The sequence below is a fragment of the Pseudomonas sp. SIMBA_067 genome (assembly GCF_046534675.1).
GTDB classification, from domain to species: domain Bacteria; phylum Pseudomonadota; class Gammaproteobacteria; order Pseudomonadales; family Pseudomonadaceae; genus Aquipseudomonas; species Aquipseudomonas putida.
The window spans coordinates 150039-172743 of the sequence record NZ_JAWRYH010000010.1 but is presented as its reverse complement, the minus strand read 5'-3'; the positions used below and the strand labels follow the sequence as shown (position 1 = coordinate 172743).

At 64.3% G+C, this 22705-nt stretch carries 22 protein-coding genes; 7 read left to right on the top strand and 15 right to left on the bottom strand.

Annotated features, from left to right (window positions below; translation table 11 throughout):
• Nucleotides 1–42 precede the first annotated feature (42 nt).
• The 8 genes from SB765_RS21270 to cbiE form a co-directional block, all read right to left on the bottom strand.
• Nucleotides 43–474, bottom strand: coding sequence for a DUF2946 domain-containing protein (locus SB765_RS21270; RefSeq protein ID WP_341796886.1), 432 nt, complete (start codon nucleotides 472–474; stop codon nucleotides 43–45).
• Between the two features lie 22 nt (nucleotides 475–496).
• Nucleotides 497–982: a copper chaperone PCu(A)C gene (locus tag SB765_RS21265; protein ID WP_063422750.1), complete on the bottom strand. Its 486-nt coding sequence runs from the start codon at nucleotides 980–982 to the stop codon at nucleotides 497–499.
• A gap of 46 nt (nucleotides 983–1028) precedes the next feature.
• Nucleotides 1029–1418 (bottom strand): DUF2946 domain-containing protein, encoded by a 390-nt coding sequence (locus tag SB765_RS21260; protein WP_341796885.1) that lies wholly within the window; start codon nucleotides 1416–1418, stop codon nucleotides 1029–1031.
• 222 nt (nucleotides 1419–1640) lie between these two features.
• A complete protein-coding gene (locus SB765_RS21255) occupies nucleotides 1641–2495 on the bottom strand; it encodes an SPFH domain-containing protein (protein ID WP_132844128.1) in 855 nt (284 codons plus the stop codon).
• Between the two features lie 26 nt (nucleotides 2496–2521).
• Nucleotides 2522–2959, bottom strand: a complete 438-nt coding sequence (locus SB765_RS21250) for an NfeD family protein (RefSeq protein ID WP_410931861.1) — start codon at nucleotides 2957–2959, stop codon at nucleotides 2522–2524.
• A 128-nt stretch (nucleotides 2960–3087) separates the two neighbouring features.
• Complete coding sequence (locus SB765_RS21245) at nucleotides 3088–3807, bottom strand: cobalt-precorrin-6A reductase (RefSeq protein WP_410911959.1); 720 nt, start codon at nucleotides 3805–3807, stop codon at nucleotides 3088–3090.
• A complete protein-coding gene (locus SB765_RS21240; RefSeq protein ID WP_410931860.1) occupies nucleotides 3804–4898 on the bottom strand; it encodes a cobalt-precorrin-5B (C(1))-methyltransferase in 1095 nt (364 codons plus the stop codon). The genes SB765_RS21245 and SB765_RS21240 overlap by 4 nt, the downstream gene beginning before the upstream one ends.
• Complete coding sequence (gene cbiE / locus SB765_RS21235) at nucleotides 4891–6102, bottom strand: precorrin-6y C5,15-methyltransferase (decarboxylating) subunit CbiE (protein ID WP_341796881.1); 1212 nt, start codon at nucleotides 6100–6102, stop codon at nucleotides 4891–4893. The genes SB765_RS21240 and cbiE overlap by 8 nt, the downstream gene beginning before the upstream one ends.
• A 244-nt stretch (nucleotides 6103–6346) precedes the next feature.
• Here cbiE and cobG point away from each other — a divergent pair, with 244 nt between their 5' ends.
• The 7 genes from cobG to SB765_RS21200 all read left to right on the top strand — a co-directional run bounded on the left by cobG (nucleotide 6347) and on the right by SB765_RS21200 (nucleotide 12856).
• Entirely contained in the window at nucleotides 6347–7678 is a 1332-nt protein-coding gene (gene cobG, locus SB765_RS21230) for a precorrin-3B synthase (RefSeq protein ID WP_410931859.1), read from the top strand.
• The gene (locus SB765_RS21225) at nucleotides 7671–8297 is read left to right on the top strand and encodes a precorrin-8X methylmutase (protein WP_016489386.1); all 627 of its coding nucleotides are present in this window, start codon (nucleotides 7671–7673) and stop codon (nucleotides 8295–8297) included. Before cobG ends, SB765_RS21225 begins: the two co-directional genes overlap by 8 nt.
• Complete coding sequence (locus tag SB765_RS21220; RefSeq protein ID WP_016501827.1) at nucleotides 8297–9028, top strand: precorrin-2 C(20)-methyltransferase; 732 nt, start codon at nucleotides 8297–8299, stop codon at nucleotides 9026–9028. The genes SB765_RS21225 and SB765_RS21220 overlap by 1 nt, the downstream gene beginning before the upstream one ends.
• Nucleotides 9016–10713 carry a precorrin-3B C(17)-methyltransferase gene (cobJ, locus tag SB765_RS21215; RefSeq protein ID WP_410931858.1) on the top strand — a complete coding sequence of 566 codons (1698 nt, stop codon included), beginning with the start codon at nucleotides 9016–9018 and terminating at the stop codon, nucleotides 10711–10713. Before SB765_RS21220 ends, cobJ begins: the two co-directional genes overlap by 13 nt.
• Nucleotides 10714–10806: 93 nt before the next feature.
• Nucleotides 10807–11487, top strand: coding sequence for a hypothetical protein (locus tag SB765_RS21210; RefSeq protein WP_394207005.1), 681 nt, complete (start codon nucleotides 10807–10809; stop codon nucleotides 11485–11487).
• 59 nt (nucleotides 11488–11546) lie between these two features.
• The gene (locus tag SB765_RS21205) at nucleotides 11547–12236 is read left to right on the top strand and encodes a hypothetical protein (protein ID WP_410931857.1); all 690 of its coding nucleotides are present in this window, start codon (nucleotides 11547–11549) and stop codon (nucleotides 12234–12236) included.
• Entirely contained in the window at nucleotides 12233–12856 is a 624-nt protein-coding gene (locus SB765_RS21200; protein ID WP_341796876.1) for a hypothetical protein, read from the top strand. Before SB765_RS21205 ends, SB765_RS21200 begins: the two co-directional genes overlap by 4 nt.
• On the opposite strand, the gene SB765_RS21195 is transcribed toward SB765_RS21200, so the two are convergent.
• The 7 genes from SB765_RS21195 to SB765_RS21165 form a co-directional block, all read right to left on the bottom strand.
• Entirely contained in the window at nucleotides 12853–13449 is a 597-nt protein-coding gene (locus SB765_RS21195) for a MarC family protein (RefSeq protein WP_016501822.1), read from the bottom strand. The genes SB765_RS21200 and SB765_RS21195 overlap by 4 nt on opposite strands.
• Before the next feature lie 193 nt (nucleotides 13450–13642).
• Nucleotides 13643–16414, bottom strand: coding sequence for a hybrid sensor histidine kinase/response regulator (locus tag SB765_RS21190; RefSeq protein WP_063422759.1), 2772 nt, complete (start codon nucleotides 16412–16414; stop codon nucleotides 13643–13645).
• 150 nt (nucleotides 16415–16564) lie between these two features.
• The gene (gene purD, locus SB765_RS21185; RefSeq protein WP_016501820.1) at nucleotides 16565–17860 is read right to left on the bottom strand and encodes a phosphoribosylamine--glycine ligase; all 1296 of its coding nucleotides are present in this window, start codon (nucleotides 17858–17860) and stop codon (nucleotides 16565–16567) included.
• A 182-nt stretch (nucleotides 17861–18042) separates the two neighbouring features.
• Nucleotides 18043–19650: a bifunctional phosphoribosylaminoimidazolecarboxamide formyltransferase/IMP cyclohydrolase gene (gene purH, locus SB765_RS21180; protein WP_258909627.1), complete on the bottom strand. Its 1608-nt coding sequence runs from the start codon at nucleotides 19648–19650 to the stop codon at nucleotides 18043–18045.
• Nucleotides 19651–19731: 81 nt separating this feature from the next.
• Nucleotides 19732–20052, bottom strand: coding sequence for a DNA-binding transcriptional regulator Fis (gene fis / locus SB765_RS21175; protein ID WP_003249693.1), 321 nt, complete (start codon nucleotides 20050–20052; stop codon nucleotides 19732–19734).
• A complete protein-coding gene (gene dusB, locus SB765_RS21170) occupies nucleotides 20049–21062 on the bottom strand; it encodes a tRNA dihydrouridine synthase DusB (protein ID WP_341796875.1) in 1014 nt (337 codons plus the stop codon). The genes fis and dusB overlap by 4 nt, the downstream gene beginning before the upstream one ends.
• Nucleotides 21063–21318: 256 nt before the next feature.
• Nucleotides 21319–22677: a DUF3426 domain-containing protein gene (locus tag SB765_RS21165; protein ID WP_341796874.1), complete on the bottom strand. Its 1359-nt coding sequence runs from the start codon at nucleotides 22675–22677 to the stop codon at nucleotides 21319–21321.
• Nucleotides 22678–22705: the final 28 nt, after the last annotated feature.

Below are 22705 nucleotides of genomic sequence, written 5' to 3'. Positions count from 1 at the left end.
AGTTAGCGCGAAGCCTCCTGGCTCCGTGCGCAAAATGTGGGTTCAGACGCTGATCGAGGAGGGTGGGGCGCGGCTGCGCGCACCGGGGAATACAGCCTGCCGGGCATGGCCCTGGTGCGTTGGCGCAAGCAGGTGGGTGGTGGGGACGACGCTGCCGGCGCTGAGCGGGCTGAGGGCCTGGGGCAGGGCCGGGCAGTTGAACAACAGGCTGCAGTAACCGCATTTTTCCCACATCACGTGCAGCTGGCCATCGCCGCCGTGGCCGTGATGGGCGTCGCCGCCATGCTGATGGGCAGCCGCCATCGGCATGTCCATCGGCATGCTCATGCCGGCGTGCTGGTCCATCGGCATCGACTGGGAAATCAGCGGGCCGATGAAGATCATCCACATGGCGAACAGGCTCAGCCATCCGCCACCGGCGCGCCTGCGGTCAGGGCGGGTGGTACGGCTGATGCTGTTGCGCGGCAGGCTCATGGCGAGTGCCTGTCAGCAGGTGTCAGTGCGCGTGTTCGTGGGCTTGCGGCTGGTCCGCTGGCGCCTGCTTCTGCACGGCCACTTCGACGGTGACGTCGCCGGCCTTCTCGAAGTGCAGGGTCAACGGGAAGCGCTTGCCGTCGCTGAGCAGGCTGCGGTCCTTGGGCTGCATCAGCATCACATGGTAGGCGCTGGGGGCGAAGGTCAGGTCCTTGCCGGCAGGCACTACCACGCTGGGTACTTGCTGCATCTTCATGGCACCGCTGGCGCTCATGGCATGCTCGTGCAGTTGCGCGTCATCGCTGATGGGGCTGTCGACACTCAACAGGCGGTCATCGGCCTGGCCATTGTTGTGCACCACGAAATACGCGGCGACATTGGGGGCGTTGGGCGGCAACTGCAGCGACCAGGGGTGGGCTATGTGCAGGTCGCCCACGCTGTATTCGTGGGCATTGGCAAAGGCGCCGGGCAGCAGCAGGGCGGCCATGACGAGGGCGTGCTTGAGCATGGTGAATCTCCGTTCTGTTCAGGTTCAGGCAGACAGCGTGATGAACTCAGGCCAGCGGAGAGGCACGGGGGTTTAACGCAGGCCAGAGCTGGCGCGGCGTGGGTTGGTAGTCGGCGGGGGGCGGCAGCAGGCCGGCAAACAGTGTTGGCGGGTTGTGCAGCTGCGGCGGGTAGCCGGGCAGGGCCAGCAGTGGTGCAGCGCCCGAGCAACACCAGCAATTCATCATGCTGGCGCTGTCGTCGCTTTGCGGGCCGAGGTCGATCTTGGCCAGGGCCTGGACGTCGACATTGGCCTTGTTGGCCATGCTGGAACAGAAAGCCCCCCACAGCAGCTGCTCGGCCGGGCCCTTGGGCACGGCAGAGGCCAGCGGCATGGCCAGCAGGTTGAACAGCACTGCAAGGCAGGCTATCCAGGCGATGTGCCGACGTGGGGGCATGGAGAGATCCGGTCAGGAATCGTGGTGGCTATTGTAAGGCGCAGTATAGGTAAAAATGGCGGGGTGCGGTGAAGTGACGCAGGTGGTCGGGTAATGGGGGCTGCTGGGCAGCCCATCGCGACGCAAGGCCGCTCCCACAAAGACCACGTACCATTAGGGATTGTGCGGCCCCTGTAGGCGCGAGGTTATGTCGCGATGGGGCGCAAAGCGCTCCTGACAATCTCAAGCCTTGTTACGGCCCATCAGGCCACGCACGGTTTCCTGCAGGTCCGCCGGCAGCACCACCACCTTGGCGTTGCTGCTGCTCGCCAGGTTCTCCATGGCCCCGACATAACGCTCACCCAGCAAATACATCGCCGGCACGGTCTCGTTGCCCACCGCTTCCTTGACCAGCGAAATCGCCCGCGCCGAAGCCTCGGCCAGGCTGATCTGTGCTTCGGCATCCAGCCTGGCCGCTTGCAGGCGTGCTTCCGCTTCGAGGATCGCGGCCTGCTTGGCACCTTCGGCGCGGGTTACATCGGCCTTGCGCTCACGCTCGGCCGCCGCCTGGCGCTCCATGGCCAGTTGCATGTTTTCCGAAGGCTTGATGTCCTGGATTTCCACCGAGCGCACGGTCACGCCCCAGTCTTCGGTCTGCTCCGACATCGCCTCGCGCAGGCGTGCCTTGATCTGCTCGCGACTGGACAGCGCTTCGTCCAGGTCCATGGCACCGACGATGGCGCGCAGCGAAGTCATGGTCAGGCTGGTGACGGCGAACGAGAAGTTCTGCACGCCATAGGAGGCTTTCTGCGGGTCGACCACCTTGGCGAAGCACAGGGCGTTGGCGACGATCACGGCGTTGTCTCTGGTGATGATTTCCTGCTGCTGCACATCGAGGATGATGTCCTTGGTCGGCAGGCGATAGGCGACCACATCCATGTACGGGATGAGGATGTTCAGGCCGGGCTTGAGGGTGCTGTGGTAGCGGCCCAGGCGCTCGACGATCCATTCCTCGCCCTGGGGCACGATACGTACCCCCTTGAACACGGTGATCAGGACGAACAGGGCGATGGCGGCGACAACGATGAGGCTGGTCATGATGCGAAATTCCTTTTAGTGCGGATTCAGGCCCGGATGACACGGGCTGTGTTGCCCTCAATGGCGGTAAGGCGCACCCGTTCGCCAACCGGGATCTCGCTGTCGGCGATGCAGGTCCATTCTTCGCTGCCAAGAATCGGCTTCTGGAAACGCACACGGCCTTTCTGGAACTCCGAAACGCCAGCGGTCAGCAAGCCCACTTCGCCGATCACGCTGTCGGCGGTCCAGCGCACATCCGGCTGCTTGCGCCGGAACACTTTGAACCACAGCGCGGTGGTGGCGGATGACAGCAGCACCCACAGCAGGACCTGCATGTCCAGTTGCAGGCTGGGTGCGGCGAGCGAGATGAGCGAGACCAGCACGGCACCGATGCCGAACCAGAGGATGAAGAACGTCGGCAGGACCAGTTCAAGCAGGATCAGCGCGACACCGAAGACCAGCCAGATCCACCATTGCATTTCCATATGGGTGAAACCTTCCGGGGGAGGGGCGTCGAGTTTAAGGCAGCAGAGCGGCAACGGGCCACTGGGTTAGTTGGAAGAAAAGTCTGAAATCGTTGTAGGAGCGCCTTTGTGTCGCGAAAGGGCAGCGTCTAGAGGGCGAGCGCTGTTGCCAGGTCCGCCAGTGAGTCGAATGTTCGGTCCACCTCCGGCAGTGTCGGACGTTTCAGGACAAGCACCGGCACGCCAAGCTCCCGCGCTACCTCCAGCTTCGGCTCGGTCGCCACACTGCCGCTGTTCTTGCTGATCAGCACATCGATGTGGCGGCGCTGGAACAACGCCCGCTCATCTTCGATATGGAACGGCCCACGCGCGCCAATCACTTCGCAGCGCTCGTTACCAGGGCACGCTTCCAGCGCACGCAGCGTCCAGAACTGCTCCGGCGGAATCTCGTCCAGGTGCTGCAGCGGCTCGCGCCCTAGCGTGAACAGTGGCCTGCGGAACGGCTTCAGTGCATCGATCAACCCTGCCCAATCCTCGACTTCTCGCCAGTCGTCCCCTGCTTGCGCCTGCCAGGCGGGACGACGCAAGGCCCAGCACGGGATGCCGGCGTTGCGTGCGGCGCTGGCGGCATTGCGGCTGATCTGCGCGGCATAGGGATGGGTGGCATCGATCAGCAGTGTGATACCCGCCTCGCGCAGGTAGCTGGCCAGGCCCTCGGCACCGCCAAAACCCCCGACCCGCACCTGGCATTGCAGGTCCTGCGGCACGCGGCCGATACCGGCCAGGCTATAAACATGCTGTGGGCCGAGGCGGCGGGCGATGGCGAGGGCTTCAGTAACACCGCCCAGCAGCAGGATGCGCGTGGTCATTGCACACCTGCCTGGCCAACGATGCCGCCTTGGCGGTCGATGGCGAACACTTCCACTTGCACCTGCGCCGGCACGACGCTGCGGGCGAAGGCCAGGGCGTGAGCACACACTGCATCCCCCAAGGCGATACCGGCTGTATGCGCGAGGGCGAGCGCTTGCTGGCTGGTGTTGGCGCCGATGATGGCCGTTTGCAGCGTTTCGTCAGCGCCAATGTCTGCCGCCCAACCGGCCAGTTGCGGCAAGTCGATGCTGGAGTGACGGCTGTGCAGGTCCATGTGCCCGGCGGCCAGTTTGCTGATCTTGCCGAAACCACCGCACAGGGTCAGGCGTGGCACCGGCACCTTGCGCAGGTGCTTGAGCACTGCGCCGACGAAATCGCCCATTTCGATCAGGGCGATTTCCGGCAGGCCGTAGACCCGTCGCATGGTGTCTTCACTGGCGTTGCCGGTGCAGGCGGCGATGTGCGTGTAGCCGTTGGTGTGGGCCACGTCGATGCCCTGATGGATCGAAGCGATGTAGGCCGCACAGGAGAACGGCCGCACGATGCCGCTGGTGCCGAGGATCGACAGCCCGCCGAGGATGCCCAGGCGCGGGTTCATGGTCTTGAGGGCGAGTTGGTCGCCGCCCTGCACATTGACCGTGACCTCGAAACCACCGAGGTAGCCGCACTCGTCGGCCAGGCGTTGCAGGTGTTCAGTGATCATGCGCCGTGGCACCGGGTTGATGGCCGGCTCACCCACCGCCAGCACCAGCCCCGGGCGGGTCACGGTGCCAACGCCGGCCCCGGCGACAAAGCGGATACCCGGTTCGCCCAGCAGGCTTACCTGGCTGTAGAGCAGGGCGCCGTGGGTCACGTCCGGGTCGTCGCCAGCATCCTTGAGGGTTCCGGCTTCGGCACGCTCGCCAATCAGGCGGCAGAATTCCAGGCGCATCTGCACCACCTTGCCCTTGGGCAGGGTAATGCTGACGGCGTCGCTGCTTTCGCCGTTCAGCAGCAAGCGAGCGGCTGCCAGGCTGGTGGCGGTGGCGCAGCTGCCGGTGGTCAGGCCGCTGCGCAGGGGCGCGGGCTGTTCACGGGTTTCTTCACGCATCGACGGGTTTCACCACTTCCAGCAGGGTGATCGGCAGCGCCTGGCGCCAGGTGTCGAACGCGCCCAGGGGCTGGGCATGGGCGACATGGATGCGGGTCAGCTCACCACCGTGCTGCTCGCGGAAATGCGCCAGGGCCAGTTCGCTTTGCAAGGTCACTGCATTGGCCACCAGCCGCCCGCCTGGGCGCAGGTTGGCCCAGCACAGGTCCAGCACGCCTTCGCGGGTGACGCCGCCGCCGATGAAGATTGCATCGGGCTGCGCCAGGCCTTGCAGTGCCGCAGGCGCCTTGCCGCAGACCAGTTGCAGACCGGGTACACCCAGCGCGTCACGGTTGTGTTCGATGAAGCCTTGTCGGCCTTCGTCGGCCTCGATGGCCAAGGCGCGGCAGGCCGGGTGGGCGCGCATCCATTCGATGCCGATCGAGCCGCAGCCCGCGCCCACGTCCCACAGCAGTTCGCCGGGCTGAGGCGCCAGGCGCGCCAGGGTGATGGCGCGCACGTCACGCTTGGTCAGTTGGCCGTCGTGCCGGAAGGCGCTGTCGGGCAGCCCGGCCAGCCGGTGCAGGCGTGGCGCATCGGGTGCGGCCAGGCACTCGATGGCCACCAGGTTGAGCGTGGCGATATCGGCGTGCGGCCAGTCCTGGGCGGTACCGGCCAACTCGCGTTCTTCCTGGCCACCCAGGTGCTCGAAAACCCGCAGGCGGCTTGGCCCGAAGCCACATTCGCGCAGCAGTGCGGCAATTGCCGCCGGGCTGTCGCCATCGTTGCTCAGCACCAGCAGGCGCATGCCGCTGTGCAGGTGGGCATTCAGCGCCGCCAGTGGCCGCGCCACCAGCGACACAACCTGCACCTCCTGCAACGGCCAGCCCAGGCGGGCAGCGGCCAGGGCGCAGGAGGAGGGCATCGACAGCACGCGCATTTCATCGGCGGGCACCTGCCGCGCCAGGCTGGCGCCGACGCCGAAGAACATCGGATCGCCGCTGGCCAGCACGCACACCGGTTCGCCGCGCAAGGCTAGCACCGGGGCCAGCGAGAACGGGCTTGGCCAGCCCAGCCGCTCGCCGGGCACGCAGCGCGGCAGCAAGGCCAGCTGGCGCGGGCTGCCGAAGACCCGCGCAGCGCCCAGCAGCGCGCGCCGGGCCTGTTTGCCCAGGCCACTGAAGCCGTCTTCGCCGATGCCTACTACTGTCAGCCAGGGTGCCATGTATTTCATTCCGCCATTTTTTGGGGCCGCTTCGCGCCCCTTCGCGGGCACGCCCGCTCCCACAGGTACAGCGCAGCCATTGAGGGTAGCGATGATCCTGTGGGAGCGGGCGTGCCCGCGAAGAGGGCGAAACAGCCCTGAATTTCTCCTCAATCGCTGAGGATGCTCGACCACCGGCTTTTCATGCCGCCGGACAAAGCAGGCATAATACCGCGCCTTCTACACTCAAGCGCATTTTCACAGATTGCCGGACGCCCCTTTGACGCAGGCCCATGCCCTCAACGTTTCGCCCCGCCCCTCGGCCTGCCCGGGGTTGTGGCGCATTGTCAGTGCCCGTGATGGCGGCATCTGCCGCATCAAGCTGCCGGGCGGCCTGCTGCTGGCCGAACAGGCTGAAGCGGTGGCGACGGCGGCCGAGCGCTTCGCCGGCGGTGTGATCGAGGCCACCAACCGTGGCAATTTGCAGATTCGCGGCATTGGCAACGAGCATCGCGCCCTGGTCGAGACCCTGCTCGCCGCTGGCCTGGGCCCGCGCGACGCGGCCGGTGACGATGTGCGCAACCTGATGCTCAGCCCGCTGGCCGGGCATGACCCGGCGATGCTGCTGGACGCACGGCCTTTGGCGGGGCAGATCCTCGACCTGTTGGAAGGGACCCCGCGCTTTCACCAGTTGTCGGCCAAGTTTGCCGTGCAGCTGGATGCCGGCGAGCGCCTGACCATGCTCGAACACCCCCACGACCTGTGGCTATCGGCCCTGCGTCTGGAGCAGCAGACCTGGCTGGCGTTTGGCCTGGCGGGCTGCCCGGCGGACGGCCAGGTGCTCGGCGCCGTGCCACTGGCGCAGGGCCTGGCGCTGGTGCGTGCGGTGCTGGAGCGCTTCCTCGACCTGGCAACCCCGATGCAATCGCGCATGCGCCAGCTGCTCGAGGTGTGCCCGGCAAGCGATTTCGTCGATGGGCTCGGCCTGGGCATCCGCCGCGATGCCGTCGTGCTCGCCTGGCGCCGTGAACATCACCGCGCCTCCTGGCTGGGCACGCTGCCGCAGGCAGATGGCGTTGCCCTTGGCGTCGCCCCGCCGCAAGGCCGCCTGACCCCGGCCATGCTGCGCGGCGCCGCGCAGGTTGCCCGTGAGCGGGGCGATGGCAGCTTGCATCTCAGCCCATGGCAAAGCCTGGTGCTGACCAACCTGCAAGCCGACTTCATCGACCAGGCCCAGGCTGAACTCTCGGCCCTGGGCCTGCTGTGCCACGACCACGAGCCGCTGGCGCGTATCAGCGCCTGCACGGGTGCCAGCGGCTGCGCCAAGGCCCTTGGCGAAACCAAGGCCGACGCCGTTGCCCTTGCCGCGCTGCTGGGCCCTGGCGTGCCTGCCAGCGTGCACTTGTCCGGCTGCCCCCGTTCCTGCGCCGTGGCCCATGTTGCCCCGGCCACCCTGCTGGCCCGCTCGCCGGGCCGATATGACCTCTATCTGCGTGACGCGCGCCAGCCGGGCTTCGGCGCCCTGCGCGCCACCGACCTTACCTTGAATGAAGCAGGCGCCATGCTCGACCTGCCGACGGAGCACCTTGATGATTGACTACATCCGCGATGGTCAGGAGATCTATCGCAATTCCTTCCGGATCATCCGTGAGGAAGCCCGACTCGAGCGGATCCCCGCAGACCTCGAAAAGCTCGCCGTACGCGTTATCCACGCCTGTGGCATGGTCGATGCCATCGATGGCCTGCAGTTCTCCGAAGGCGCCGGCCGGGCCGGGCGCGAGGCGCTGCTTAACGGCGCGCCAATCCTGTGCGATGCGCACATGGTCGCCGAAGGCATCACCCGGGCCCGCCTGCCAGCCGACAACAAAGTCATCTGCACCCTGCGCGACCCAAGCGTACCGGGCCTTGCCAAGGACGCCGGCAACACCCGTTCTGCCGTAGCCCTTGAACTGTGGCGCCCGTACCTGGAAGGCAGTGTGGTGGTGATCGGCAATGCGCCCACCGCCCTGTTCTACCTGCTGGAGATGATTGACGCCGGTGCACCCAAGCCGGCGCTGATCCTCGGCTTCCCGGTCGGTTTCGTCGGTGCTGCCGAGTCCAAGGCGATGCTCGCCGCCGACAGCCGTGGTGTGCCATTCGTGATCATGCAAGGCCGCCTGGGCGGCAGCGCGATGGCCGCCGCCGCGGTCAACGCCCTGGCCACGGAGGTGGAGTGATGGCGCCGCGTGGACGTCTGCTTGGCCTGGGCGTGGGCCCGGGCGACCCTGAACTGATCACCCTCAAGGCCCTGCGCCTGCTGCGCGAAGCGCCAGTGGTCGGCTACTTCGTGGCCAAGGGCAAGCGTGGCAATGCCTTCGGCATCATCGAGGCACACTTGCAAGCGCAGCAGACGCTGTTGCCGCTGGTGTACCCGGTCACCACCGAAGCCCTGCCGGCGCCGCTGTCCTACGAGCAGGTGATCAGCGACTTCTACGACGAAGCCAGCGTGCAGGTGGCCGAGCACCTGGATGCCGGTCGCGACGTGGCGGTGATCTGCGAAGGTGACCCGTTCTTCTACGGGTCCTACATGTACCTGCACGACCGCCTGGCCCAGCGCTATGAGGCTGAAGTGATCCCTGGCGTGTGCTCGATGCTCGGTGGCGCCTCGGTGCTGGGTGCGCCGCTGGTGTACCGCAACCAGAGCCTCTCGGTCTTGTCTGGCGTGTTGCCCGCCGAGGAGCTCAAGCGCCGCCTGGCCGACGCCGATGCAGCAGTGATCATGAAGCTTGGGCGCAACTTCCCGAAAGTACGCGAAGTACTGACCGAACTGGGCCTGGACGGGCGCGCGTTGTATGTGGAGCGGGCCACCATGGCCAACCAGAAGATCGTGCCGCTCGATCAGGTTGATCCACAGTCGTCGCCGTACTTCTCGCTGATCATCGTGCCGGGGGAAAAATGGCAGGGCTGAACATCCACAAGGCGCCGGCGATCATCATTCTTGGCCCGGGCAGCCTGGCGACGGCGCAGCGTATCCAGCACTGTTATCCACAGGCCACGATCCATGGCCTGGAGGGGCGTGTCGAGGGTGCAGACCAATCGTACAGCACGTTCGGCGACACCCTGCGCGGGTTGTATCAGCAGGATACGCCGATCATCGCCCTGTGCGCTGCGGGAATTGTCATCCGTAGCCTGGCCAGCCTGCTCAGCGAGAAGGGCAGCGAGCCGCCGGTTCTGGCCGTGGCCGAAGATGGCAGTGCGGTGGTGCCGCTGCTCGGTGGCCTGAGTGGCGTGAACGTGATGGCACGCGAAATCGCAGAGGTCCTGGGCGTTGCTGCTGCGATTACCACCAGTGGCGAGCTGCGTTTCGGCACTTGCCTGCTGAACCCGCCGCAGGGTTATGCACTGGCGGATATCGAGCAAGGCAAGCGCTTTGTCTCTGATTTGCTGGCTGGCGAGGCGGTGCGTGTCGAAGGCGATGCACCTTGGCTGGAGCAGGCGCAGCTCCCCGCCAGCGAGAGCGCCCGGCGCACCATCCATGTCGGCCATCAGGCACGCCCGAGCAGCCGTGATGAGCTGCTGATCCACCCGCGTTCGGTGGTGGTGGGCGTCGATACCGCTGACCTGCAAAGCATCCGCGCCGCGCTGCAGGCGGCGGGTATCGCCGAACAATCGCTGGCTTGCCTGCTGGCTGGCGAGCACGCCATGGCTGATGCAGCCTTGCACGAGGCCGCGCAGGCCCTTGGCGTGGCGCTGCGTTTTGCGGCCAAGCCTGGCGACCTGCGAGGCATGCTGGCCCAGGCGCTGCCCGGCGCCGAGCTGATCGAGCAGGCGGATACCGTCATCGCCGTGGCCCCGGCGCCGGTGGATGCCGCGCAGGTCGGCCGCCGTCGTGGCCGGCTGGCGGTGATCGGCCTCGGCCCCGGCGCTGCCGAGCTAATGGTGCCGGCGGTCAAGGCAGAACTTGCACGCGCCGAGGACATCCTCGGCTACGAAACCTACGTGCGCATGGCCGGGCCGTTCCGTGACGACCAGGTGCTGCACTGCACCGACAACCGTGAAGAGATGCAGCGCGCCCGGCATGCCTTCGAGCTGGCGGCACAAGGCCGTTCGGTGGTGGTGGTCTCGTCGGGCGACCCAGGCGTGTTCGCCATGGCCGCTGCAGTGCTCGAAGCGCTGCACGAATCCAGCGACCCCGCCTGGCATCGCGTCGACCTCGAGATCTTGCCAGGGGTGTCGGCCTCGCTCGCTACCGCTGCGCAGGCGGGGGCACCGCTGGGGCATGACTTCTGTGTGATGTCGCTGTCGGACAACCTCAAGCCCTGGTCGATCATTGAAAAGCGCCTGGACCTGGCGGCCCAGGCTGACCTGGTGCTGGCCTTCTACAACCCGATTTCCAAGTCCAGGCCGCACCAGCTCGGGGTGGCCCTGGAAGTTGTGCGTCGCCACCGCGAGGGGAACACGCCTGTAGTCCTTGGGCGCGACATCGGTAGGCCGGGGCAGACGCTTAAGGTAGTCACCTTGGCCGAGCTGCTGCCGGAAATGGTCGATATGCGCACCATGGTTCTGGTCGGCTCCTCTACAACCTGTGTATTCCCTCGTCTGTCGGGCGGGGTGTGGGCCTACACGCCGCGTTGGTACCCCACTGCCAACTAGTTGCGTCGGAAACTCTTCAGCGCGCTTTGTGGCCAGCGCGCTGGCTAAGGTGATTGCCCCTGGTTCAAGGGGCAACCATCAAGGAGTTTCCAGATGTCCGATGCAACCCAAATCACCACCACCGATGCCGCCATCCTGGTAGACGGCAACCTGCTTGCCTGCGGCGCGGGCATGTCTGCGCAGAGCCGTCATGATGTGAAGAATGCCTTCCACTTCGCCACGTTGGTCGCCGACAAAGCTTTTGACGCCGAAAAGCAGAGCCGGGAGTGGTACGACAAATTCATCGATGTCATGCGAGACCTTGGCTTTACCATCCCACGTCGTAGCTTCGAACTTGAAACTTCGGTGGAACTGTCCGTCACCGTAGGCGCCGTGGCCATCCGCACCATAGGTGTGGTTGGCAATGCGGTGCTGGGTGGCACCAAGCTGGGTGAAGTGGCAAAGCGGGCCTTCGACAAAATGACCACTGTCGAAAACGACGCTAAGGTGCTCGACCACAAGCGCAAGAACAAAGCCAGGGGCATGGTTGGCATGGCCGCCTGTATTGAAACCGCAAACAACGATGTGGTCATGGTGGTGAGCTGCATCCAGACCTCTGCCCCAACACTGGACGACGACGTGCTGGGCATCCAGTGGAAGCTGGACAGGGCCGCTTACTACGCCGGCACGGCAGTGCTCACCCTCAATAACTTTGTCTACGACAAAGTCCGCGAAACCGTAGAAAACAAACTCGGCGTGCGCAGTGTCGAGAACGTGCTCGAGTACGACATCTGATTGCTCGGCGGCGTAGTCGCAACGCCGCCTTGTTCGGTTCTTTGTGACGAGGTAACACGATGGATAGAGCAGCTGAGCAACTGATGTTGATTGGCGGAACAGCATTGCTGTATTCGCCAGGCGCAGTCGAGGCACAACGCCAGGCCGCTTTCGATTCAGTCCTGTACGCGCAGTTGGTAGCCAACAAGCACGCCGGTTCACGCGTTGACAATTATGAAAACTGGTATGCCGCGTATCGGGAGGCCTACCGCCAACTGGGCTGGATCAAGCTGGCCAGTACCCATGACCTGAAACCGTTGGGGCGACCTGTGCGCAACGCGCATATACAGCCACTTGAAGCGTGGCTGAAGATGCGTTCGCTTCGCCATGAGGCTGTGCTCGCGGCGATAAAAACGGGCCTTGGCCAGTCTGCCGAAGGCTTCCGGCACTTGCTGAGTTTCTGCGCGCATGATCTGGCGCAGTGCTCCACCCTGGTCATCGAACTTGGCGTACTCAAGCCGGGGCCGGCGCTGGACTTGTGCAGCATCTCGCTGCAAATCGATAAGCCACTCTCGCTGGTTTCGCTGGAGACATTTCTGGGCGAACAAGTACTTGAGGGCGAGGCCGAGTTCAACGGCGTTTCCCTGGCGTTGGATGAAGGGCGCTTTCAACGCCAGCGTGATGAATTGCAGACCTTGATGAAAACCAAGGATGCACAGGCCGTCTACCGGTTCGACCCTTACGCACAACCCACAGGAGCAGCATCATGAGTGAAACCACGTCTGCCGTGATCGGCGCTGGGATTGTTTCGTTCTTGCCGGGCGTCGACGCCGCGCAGAAAAACAAGGTGAAGCTGGCCTTGGCAATGGCCGAAAGAGCCACCGAGGCCGCTTTCAAAGAGGGGCTGATTAAAGACTGGTTCGCTTATTACCGTAACCAGCTCAAATTCATGGGGTGGGATGCGGTAACGGCTGAGCAGATTCATTGGCCGGACAAGACGCGTACGCAACAGACGGACCACGTGCTGCAGACCCTGTCTAAAACTGCCGGGGACAGCTTTGCGTCGTCGGTCAAAGTGTCCATTCAAGCGTTGCTGACCAAGCCGTCGGTGCTGAAGGAACTTGAGAAAAAGGCATTCGAGATGCAGCACTTTCAAGTGTTGGCCTGCGCGCCGGCCGGTAATAACCGTGTCGACATGGTGATTTACCACGAAACGGACAAGCAGTCTGTTTTCAGTGCAGGGTTCATCAGCCGCAAGCGCAGTTACAAGAATGTGCGTGCGGAGCTGGTCCGGTTCAATATTCTGGCCTTCGAGAACAGCGTAATGCCAAAAGTGCAGGAAAGCGTCGTCAAGGTATCTCTCGCGCGCATTCATGACTATGCCATCTAAGGCACCAGGTACCCTTTGATCCCGGTAAAAATGATCTGCGCCGCCAGGGCACAGACGAACAGCCCCATCAGACGGCTGACGATCTGCAGGCCCTGGTCGCCCAGGATCCGCTCGATACCGTGCGACAGGTAAAGCACCAGGCCGACAGTGAAACTGGCCAGCGCGATACTGACGATGGCCAGCAGTTTGTCGTCCCAGTGCGGCTGGCTCACACCCATCACCAACAGGGCCCCGATGGTACCGGGACCAACCGTCAGCGGAATGGTCAGTGGCACGATGGTCACATCCTGCTGCACGTTGTCGGCCTGCACCGCCGGCTTGCCCTGGGCCATACCCAATGCCGAGATGAACAGCACGCTGCCGGCACCGATGCGGAAGGCGTCGGCGGTGATGCCGAAAATGCCGAAGATCACCCGACCGAACAGGTACAGCAGCACGCTGGCGAGCAGGGCTGCGAAGGCTACCTTCCAGGCCAGTTGCTTGCGCTCCTTGCTGGAGTGGCCGCGGGTGAGGCTGATGAAGCACGACAGCACGAAGAACGGGCTGTAGAGCACAAGCATTTTCAGGTAGACGCTGAACAACTCATGGAGCATGAGTGCTGATCCTCGGAAACTTAAAAAGGATGCGCGCTCGGTGCACAAGTGCGCTATCTCTGTGGGAGCGGGCATGCCCGCGAACACCGGCAGAGCCGGTGCCATACAGCGAGGTGGCTTCTTCGCGGGCGCGCCCCCTCCCACAGGGGCCGTAGAGATCTTGTGAGCAGTGTTCACTGCTCGACAGCGTAGTCTAGGACGTATGCGCCGGGTCCACCTTGGCTTCCCGGTGATTGGCCCAGTACTGGATCAGCTCGCGCAACTGCGACAGCTCGACCGGCTTGGCCATGTGGCCGTCCATGCCCGCCAGACGGGCGCGTTCCTTGTGTTCTGTAAGAATGTGCGCGGTCAGTGCCACCACCGGGGTGCGTTGGCGCTGGTTGGCGGTTTCCCAGGCGCGCAGCTGCTGGGTGGCCGAGAAACCGTCCAGAATCGGCATTTCGCAGTCCATCAGCACCAGGTCATAGCGCTGGTTTTTCATCGCCTGCAGGGCCTCTTCGCCATTGCACGCGGTGTCGGGCTCAAGGTTCAGCTTGCCAAGCATGCCGCGTATCACCTTGGTGGAAATGCTGTTGTCTTCGGCAACCAGCACGCGGAAGTCGCCGGGCAGGTCCAGTGCCTGCGGGACACCGGGCAGGCTGGCCGGCACTGCCTGATCGCGGCCGCGTTGGGCCAGTTCTTCGGCCAGGGTGGTTTTCAGCGTGTAGCCGGCCACCGGCTTGGCAAGTATCCGCTTCACCCCGGCATTGCGTGCGATGACCTTGCTCGGCGCATTGCTGATGCCGGTGAGCATCACCACCAGGATGTCGTGGTTCAGGCTCGGGTCTTCCTTGATCTTGGCGGCCAGCTGCATGCCGGTCATGCCGGGCATGTTCTGGTCCAGCAGCACCGCGTCGAAGTAGTCGCGCAGGTGGGCCTTGGTGCGCAGAAGGGCCAGGGCTTCCTTGCCTGATGGCACTGCGCTGACATTCATGCCCCACGCGCTGCATTGTTGCACCAGCACCTTGCGGCAGGTGTCATTGTCGTCCACCACCAGCACGCGGGCATCGCGCAGCGGGCTGTCGAGGTCGGTCGGTGGCTGTTCCAGGCGAGAAGGGTCCAGCGGCAGGGTCAACCACAGGGTGTTGCCCATGCCGGTGCTGCTCTTGATGCCGAACTCGCCCTGCATCAGGCCGATCAGCTGTTTGGCGATGACCAACCCAAGGTGGCCACCCAGCTTGTTGCTGGACAGGAAGTGGTGGCTGTGCAACTCGGCCTGCAACAAGGCTTCACGGTCTGCGGCGGCCAACGGCTCGCCGCTGTCCTGCACGGCGATGCGCAGGCGCGGTAGCTCACCCCGTTGGTCCAGTGCCACGACCAGCAGGATCTCGCCCTGGTCGGTGTTTTTCAGGGCGTTTTCCAGCAGGCTCGACAAGGCTTGGCGCAGGCGTGTCGGGTCGCCGCTGATCACCCGCGGTACTTGCGGCTGGGTAAAGCTGATCAGCTCGATGTTCTGCTGCTCGGCCTTGGCGCGGAAGATGTTCAGGCAGTCCTCGATCAGCGCGTTGAGGTCGAACTGCACGTCATCCAGTTCGATCTGCCGGGACTCCAGCTTGGAAATGTCGAGAATCTCGTTGATCAGCGTCAGCAGCTCGTTGCCGGCGCTGTGGATTGTCTGCACGTAGTCACGTTGTTTGACGGACAGCGGTGTGCCCAGCAGCAGCTCGGTCATGCCCAGTACCCCGTTCATGGGGGTGCGGATTTCGTGGCTGATCTTGGCCAGGAACTCGGCCTTGGCGTTTATTTCGGCATCGCTGGCGGCCAGGGCGCGGCTGGCGCTGAAGCGCTCCTCGCTCATGCGGCGCAGGCGCTCGCTGACTGCCAGGTTGAGCAGCAGGCCGCTGGCCACGGCCAGCCCCAGCAGGACGCACAGCAGCCAAGGCGTCGAGGTGCGGGTCAGGCCCAGCAGTGCCGGCAGCAGCACCAGGCCGCCCAGGTTGAACACCACCATGGCCAGGCTGAACAGGCGCCCAGGCGCGTAACCCCGGTACCAGTGGTAGCTGCTGACCAGCAGCATGCTCACGCTGCCCAACGCCATCAGGGCGTAGGTCATCAGGTTGAGGGGGAGGGTGTCGACAAACAACAGCACCAGCCCGCTGACCCCCACCACCAGCATTTCGCCCTGCAGCAGGCGGTTAAGCCGGGGTGAGTTGCACGGGTTGAAGAAGTGTTGGGTGAAATACAGCCCCGCCAGGCCGGCCAGTACCAGAGTCAGGTAGGCGGCCGGGGTTTGCGCGTTGTGCCAGACGTGCCACCAGGGGCCGCTGAGGTTCAGCAGGATCAGGCCGCTGAGCAGCATCAGGCCGTGGTACAACGCCAGGATCAGGGTGGTGGTGGAGCGGCTGTAGAGGAAGCGGATCAGGTTGTGCAGGATCAACATGACCAGGCCGCCGAACAGCATGCCGAACAACAGTGGCTGGCTCTGGTCCGAGGCGGCTACGGCCGCAGGTTCCAGGCTGATGGCTGGGCGCAACTGGTGCTCGGAGACCAGGCGCAGGTAGATGTCCAGCGGTTGCTTGCTGTTGGGCAGGGGCAGTACATGGTCGCTGCCACGCAGGGTCGGGCTGGCATTGCCGGCCTGGCGCCCGTGGTGCAGCTGACGCAGAAGTTGGTCGCCTTCGAGGGCGTAGAGATCAAGGCCAGACAGGTCGGGGGCGAATACCCGTAGCAGTTGCTCCTGGTCGCCTGGTTCCAGGCGGTAGTGCAGCCACAAGGCCTGTTCCGGCGGGGCGGCATCCAGCTCGGTAAGCACCAGCGGGCTGAACTGGTTGCGGTAGCGCTCCGAGCGTACATCGCTCAGTTGCAGGTTGGCCTGTTCGTCGAGCAAAACGGTCCAGCCTGCGTCATGTTCGGCTGCAGCCGGGAACATGCAGAGCAGGGTCAGCAAGGTGACGATCAGAGCTGAGGCAATCCGAAGCCGACGCACTACGAGATCCCTTCTTAGCCGATGTGCCGGGTACTAACTATGCGCGGCGCGCCAAGTCGAAGGCAAGGCCCGTGCCGGGCCTTGTCGACGAGCCGGATGCCGTGCGCCGGGCGGTTGACAGCCCTGGGCGGCACGGCGTTCCGGTAATGCTTACTGCTGGTGCTCACCGCGCTCGCGGGCAATGGCCCGGTAGCCGATGTCAGTGCGGTAGAAGCTACCGTTCCAGCTTACTTCCCTGGCCAGGCGGTAAGCCTGCTGCTGCGCATCGGCAACCGTGCTGCCCATTGCCGTGGCGCACAGCACGCGCCCGCCGTTGGTGGCCACTTGGCCGTCCTTGAGCGAAGTACCGGCATGGAATACCTTGCCTTCGATCTTGGCTGCTGCGTCCAGGCCGCTGATCACGTCGCCCTTGGCGTAGTCGCCCGGGTAACCGCCAGCCGCCAGCACAACGCCCAGGCTCGGGCGTGGGTCCCACTGGGCTTCGACCTTGTCCAGCGCCTTGGCGAAGGCGGCTTCGATCAGCAGCACCAGGCTCGACTCCAGGCGCAGCATGACTGGCTGGGTCTCGGGGTCGCCGAAGCGGCAGTTGAACTCGATGACCTTGGGGTTGCCTGCCTTGTCGATCATCAGGCCAGCATAGAGGAAGCCGGTGTAGACGTTGCCTTCCTCGGCCATGCCGCGCACGGTTGGCCAGATTACCTGGTCCATCACGCGCTGGTGCACGTCGGCGGTAACGACCGGGGCAGGGGAGTAGGCACCCATGCCGCCCGTGTTCGGGCCGGTGTCCTGGTCGCCGACGCGCTTGTGGTCCTGGCTGGTGGCCATGGGCAGCACGTTGTGGCCGTCGACCATGACGATGAAGCTGGCTTCTTCGCCGTCGAGGAACTCTTCGATCACCACACGCGAACCGGCTTCACCGAAGGCGTTGCCGGCCAGCATGTCACGCACGGCGGCTTCGGCTTCTTCGAGGGTCATGGCGACGATCACGCCTTTGCCCGCAGCCAGGCCGTCGGCCTTGATCACGATCGGCGCACCTTTTTCCTGCAGGTAGGCCAGCGCCGGCTCGATTTCAGTGAAGTTCTGGTAGTCGGCGGTCGGGATCTTGTGACGCGCCAGGAAGTCCTTGGTGAAGGCCTTGGAGCCTTCCAGCTGGGCCGCACCCTTGGTTGGGCCGAAGCAGTCCAGGCCACGGCTGCGGAACAGGTCGACCACACCGATGACCAGCGGTGCTTCCGGGCCGACGATGGTCAGGTCGACGTTCTTTTCGGCGAAGTCGGCCAGTTGTTCCAGGGCGCACACGTCGATGGCGACGTTCTCGCACTTGGCTTCAATGGCGGTACCTGCGTTGCCTGGGGCAACGAAGACTTTCTCGACGCGTGGGTCCTGGGCAACTTTCCAGGCCAGGGCGTGCTCACGGCCGCCGCTGCCGATGATCAAAACTTTCATGTCAAAACCTCGAATTCTTTCGGGCGCAAGGCGAAGCCTCACGCTGTACGAGGTCGCAATGAAGCAGGTAGATGCAAGGCGGGGCCGGTTCCGATGAGCGGAGTTGCCTTCTGGCAATGAGCATCAGCGGAACCGGCCCCAACGCAGCAGATGCCTGCTTCAGTGCGGCCGATTGCCGTAAATCAGTGGCGGAAGTGGCGCATACCGGTGAACACCATCGCGATACCTGCCTCATCGGCAGCGGCAATGACTTCGGCATCACGCATCGAGCCACCCGGCTGGATCACGGCGCTGATACCCACTTTAGCCGCATTGTCGATGCCATCACGGAACGGGAAGAACGCATCCGATGCCATGACCGCGCCCTGCACTTGCAGGCCAGCATGCTCGGCCTTGATTGCAGCAATGCGGGCGGAGTTGACGCGGCTCATCTGGCCAGCGCCGACGCCGATGGTCTGGCGCTGCTTGGCGTAGACAATGGCGTTGGACTTGACGAACTTGGCCACTTTCCAGGCAAACACCAGGTCGTGGACTTCTTGCTCGGTCGGGGCACGCTTGGTGACGATCTTCAGGTCGTCTGCGGTGATCATGCCGATATCGCGGCTTTGCACCAGCAGGCCACCGTTGACGCGCTTGAAGTCCCAACCGGCAGCGCGCTCAGCTGGCCACTCGCCGCACTCCAGCAGGCGTACGTTCTGCTTGGCAGCTACCACGTCGCGGGCGGCCTGGGAGATTTTCGGGGCGATGATCACTTCGACGAACTGGCGCTCGACGATGGCCTTGGCGGTTTCGCCGTCCAGTTCGCGGTTGAAGGCAATGATGCCGCCGAAGGCCGACTCGGTGTCGGTGGCGTAGGCCAGGTCGTAGGCCTTGCGGATGCCGCCTTCGTCTTCAGGCACAACGGCCACGCCGCACGGGTTGGCGTGCTTGACGATGACACAGGCTGGCTTGACGAAGCTCTTCACGCACTCCAGTGCGGCGTCGGTGTCGGCCACGTTGTTGAACGACAACTCCTTGCCCTGCAGCTGGGTGGCGGTGGAAATGCTGGCTTCGCCTTTTTTGGCTTCTACGTAGAACGCCGCGCTCTGGTGCGGGTTCTCGCCGTAGCGCATTTCCTGGGCCTTGACGAACTGGCTGTTGAAGGTGCGCGGGAATTCGCTGCGTGCGGAAGTCGAAAGGGTGTCCTTGGCCTGGTCGATGGTGCCCATGTAGTTGGCGATCATGCCGTCATAGGCAGCAGTGTGCTCGAACGCCTTGAGCATCAGGTCGAAGCGCTGGGCGTAGGTCAGGCCGCCGGCCTTGAGGCCTTCGACGATGCCGGCGTAGTCGCTGGCGTTGACCACGATGGCGACGTCTTTGTGGTTCTTGGCTGCCGAACGGACCATGGTCGGGCCGCCGATGTCGATGTTCTCGATGGCGGTCGGCAGGTCACAGCCAGGCTTGGAAATGGTGGCTTCGAACGGGTACAGGTTGACCGCAACCAGGTCGATCGGCTTGATGCCGTGCTCGTTCATGATGGCGTCGTCGGTGCCGCGACGGCCGAGGATGCCACCGTGGATTTTCGGGTGCAGGGTCTTGACCCGGCCATCCATCATTTCGGCAAAGCCGGTGTAGTCGGCCACTTCCACCGCGTTCACGCCGTTGTCCTTCAGCAGCTTGTAGGTGCCGCCGGTGGACAGGATCTCGACACCGAGCTGCTGCAGCTCACGGGCGAATTCGAGGATACCGGTCTTGTCGGAGACGCTGATCAGGGCGCGGCGGACTGGCAGGCGGGTAGTCTGGTCGGTCATTTCGGGTTCCAATAACGCGGTGGAGTCTGCAAAAAAGGCGCCTCTGTTCAGGGAGCCGCCTTTTCTGGTTGGGATTCTGGCTTACAGCAAGTCGTACTGCTTGAGCTTCTTGCGCAGGGTGCCTCGGTTCAGCCCGAGCATCTCGCTGGCCTTGGTCTGGTTGCCCTTCACGTAGTTCATCACGCTTTCGAGCAGTGGCGCCTCCACTTCGGAGAGCACCAGGTTGTACACGTCCGTCACGGTCGCGCCTTCCAGGTGGGCGAAGTAGTTGTGCAGCGCCTTCTCGACGCTGTCGCGAAGGGTCTGGCCCTCTTCGCTCGGCGTGTTGAGGTGCTGTTTCAGGTTGGCGTTGTCGCTCACGGGCGTTGTTCCACTCACAAAATTCTCGGTCATCATCGTCATGCGGCCACCCCTTGTCCGTCCTCTGTCTCAAGGCTCTGTCGACGCTCGCTGAAAAACGCACGAACGTTGGCGCACTGCGCTTGTGTCTCTTCCAAAGCGTTGAACCGGGAGCGAAACTCCTTGCCGCCGGGTCGTGTTGCCAGGTACCAGCCAACGTGCTTGCGGGCGATACGTACGCCCATCACATCGCCATAAAAGGCATGCAACGCGGCCAGGTGCTCCAGCAGGATGCGTTCCACTTCGTCCAGTTGCGGCGCTGGCAGGTATTCGCCAGTGCGCAGGTAATGCTCGATCTCGCGAAAGATCCATGGCCGCCCCTGGGCAGCCCGGCCGATCAACAGGCCGTCGACCCCGGTGGCATCCAGCACCGCCCGGGCCTTTTCTGGCGAAGTGATATCGCCATTGGCAAAGACCGGGATAGACACCGCTTGCTTGATGGCCGCGATGGTGTCGTATTCGGCTTCGCCGGTGTACAGGTCGGCGCGTGTGCGGCCATGCACCGCCAGCGCCTGGATGCCGGCCTGTTCGGCGATCTTCGCCACGTTCAGGCCGTTCTTGTTTGCCCGGTCCCAACCGGTGCGGATCTTCAGGGTCACCGGGACGTCCACAGCGCCGACCACGGCGTTGAGGATCTCGCTGACCAAGGCTTCATCTCTCAATAAAGCAGAGCCTGCAGCTTTGTTGCAGACTTTTTTTGCCGGGCAGCCCATGTTGATGTCGATGATCTGGGCACCCGCCTCGACGTTGGCCTTTGCTGCCGCAGCCATCATCTGCGCATCACCACCGGCGATCTGCACCGAGCGTGGCTCGGGATCACCTTCATGGATGCGGCGCAGGCTCGACTTGCGGCTGTTCCACAGGCTCATGTCGCTGGAGACCATCTCCGACACCACCATGCCCGCGCCCAGACGCTTGCAAAGTGTACGGAAAGGCTGGTCCGTGACCCCGGCCATGGGCGCGAGGATCAGGTTGTTACGTAGTGTGTATGGGCCGATGCGTACCGCCGACATAGGTGATCCCTGTTGTGGGGCCGAATCTTGGAGTTCGAAAAAGGGTGGGCATGATACCCGCTCTCGGTGACCGGATAAAGATGGATTTGGATAAAATCTGAACAGTTGTCGGCTTATGACTTTTGGTATGAGCCAAGACCCGGGTATCGCGCGGACCCCTGTGGGAGCGGGCGCGCCCGCGAAGCAGACGCCGCGGTGCATGGCACGGGCTTTGCCCGTGTTCGCGGGCATGCCCGCTCCCACAGGGTTGTGCTGACTATTCCGGCGAGCGGAAGCTGAGGCTGTAGTTCACGGCCTTTGGCCCCGGGTCGAGGATGTCCAGGGCGATATGGATGGGCGTCTGGCTTGGCATGTCGCCACGCCCGGCCAACTCGCCGGACAGGTACTCGCTGGGCTTGAAGCGCCGGCTGGCGATCAGCTGGCCATTGAGGTCGGCAAAACGCAGTTCCAGCAGCGGGAACGGTTGGGCGAACGGTGCACGGTTGTAGATGATCGCATCGACGATCAGTGCGCCCTTGAAGTCCGGGTGGCTGCGCACCACCAGGTTGCTGCTCTTGATTCTTGCGATATCGACGCGGGTCGGCACCTGGCACCCGACGATCGGGCAAATTTGCTGGAAGATCGGCCGGTACTGGTCCTGGCGGGCCATTTCGTCGAAGTGGAACCACACATACTGGAATGCCAGCAGGCCAGCGGCCAGCAGGGTCAGGAAGCCCCACAGCAGGCGCTTGCCCCAGTTGGGCGCGGGTTTTTCCCAGCCCAGTTGCAGCGGGTCGTCCACCACATCGACCAGCGGCTCCTTGCGCGCCGGGCGCTCGGGCTTGCTGGCAAGGCCTGGCTCCAGGCGTTCACCCGGCAGCGGCTCGACAGGGTCGTCGTCGCGCGCCGACAGGTGCAGCGCCAGCGGTTCATCGTCGCGGGCGCTCAGGCCTTTTTCCGGGATTTCGTCATCACGGGTGCGCAGCGGTTCGCTGAAGGCGGGCTGGTCGTCGATTTCAGCTGCGCGGTGTACGGGCGGCTCGTCATCGATGTCCAGGTCAAGGTTACGGCCCAGGGTCGGCTCGGTGCGCTCGCCGGGTACGGGCTCCAGGTCCAGCTCCAGCGGCTGCGGCTCCAGCAACACAGGTGCGGGCTCTGCCGGCGTTTGCGGCTCGAAGGGCTCATCGGTGGCGTTGCCGAACAGGTCGTCCGCATGCTCGTCCGGGTGCAGTTCGTCACGGCGCGCCTGCAGCCCGCCATCCAGGTTGGCGGGGCGTGCCGGGGCCGGCTGGCCGCGCCGCTCCAGGCGTGCCAGTTCCTGGTCGAGGTCGAGTGCGTCCAGCGCCTGGGCGGTCAGGGCCCAGTCCTCGTCAGGCGTGATGCTGCGCTCGCGGGTGACAGGCTCGGGGGTAACCGGCGGCTCGACCACTGGCTCGGCAGGTGCCGCTGGCACAGGCGCCGCTACCGGCACCTCAGGTGCGCTGGCGCGGTTCTGCTCCAGCAGTTGCTTGGCGGCATTGAACACCTGCAGGCAATGGCCGCAGCGAACCACGCCGCGGGCCACGCTCAACTGGTGGTGGGTGACGCGAAAGCTGGTCTGGCAATGCGGGCACTGGGTGACGAAACTGTCGGTCATGCGGCAATCCGGAAGCTATGCAGAGAGA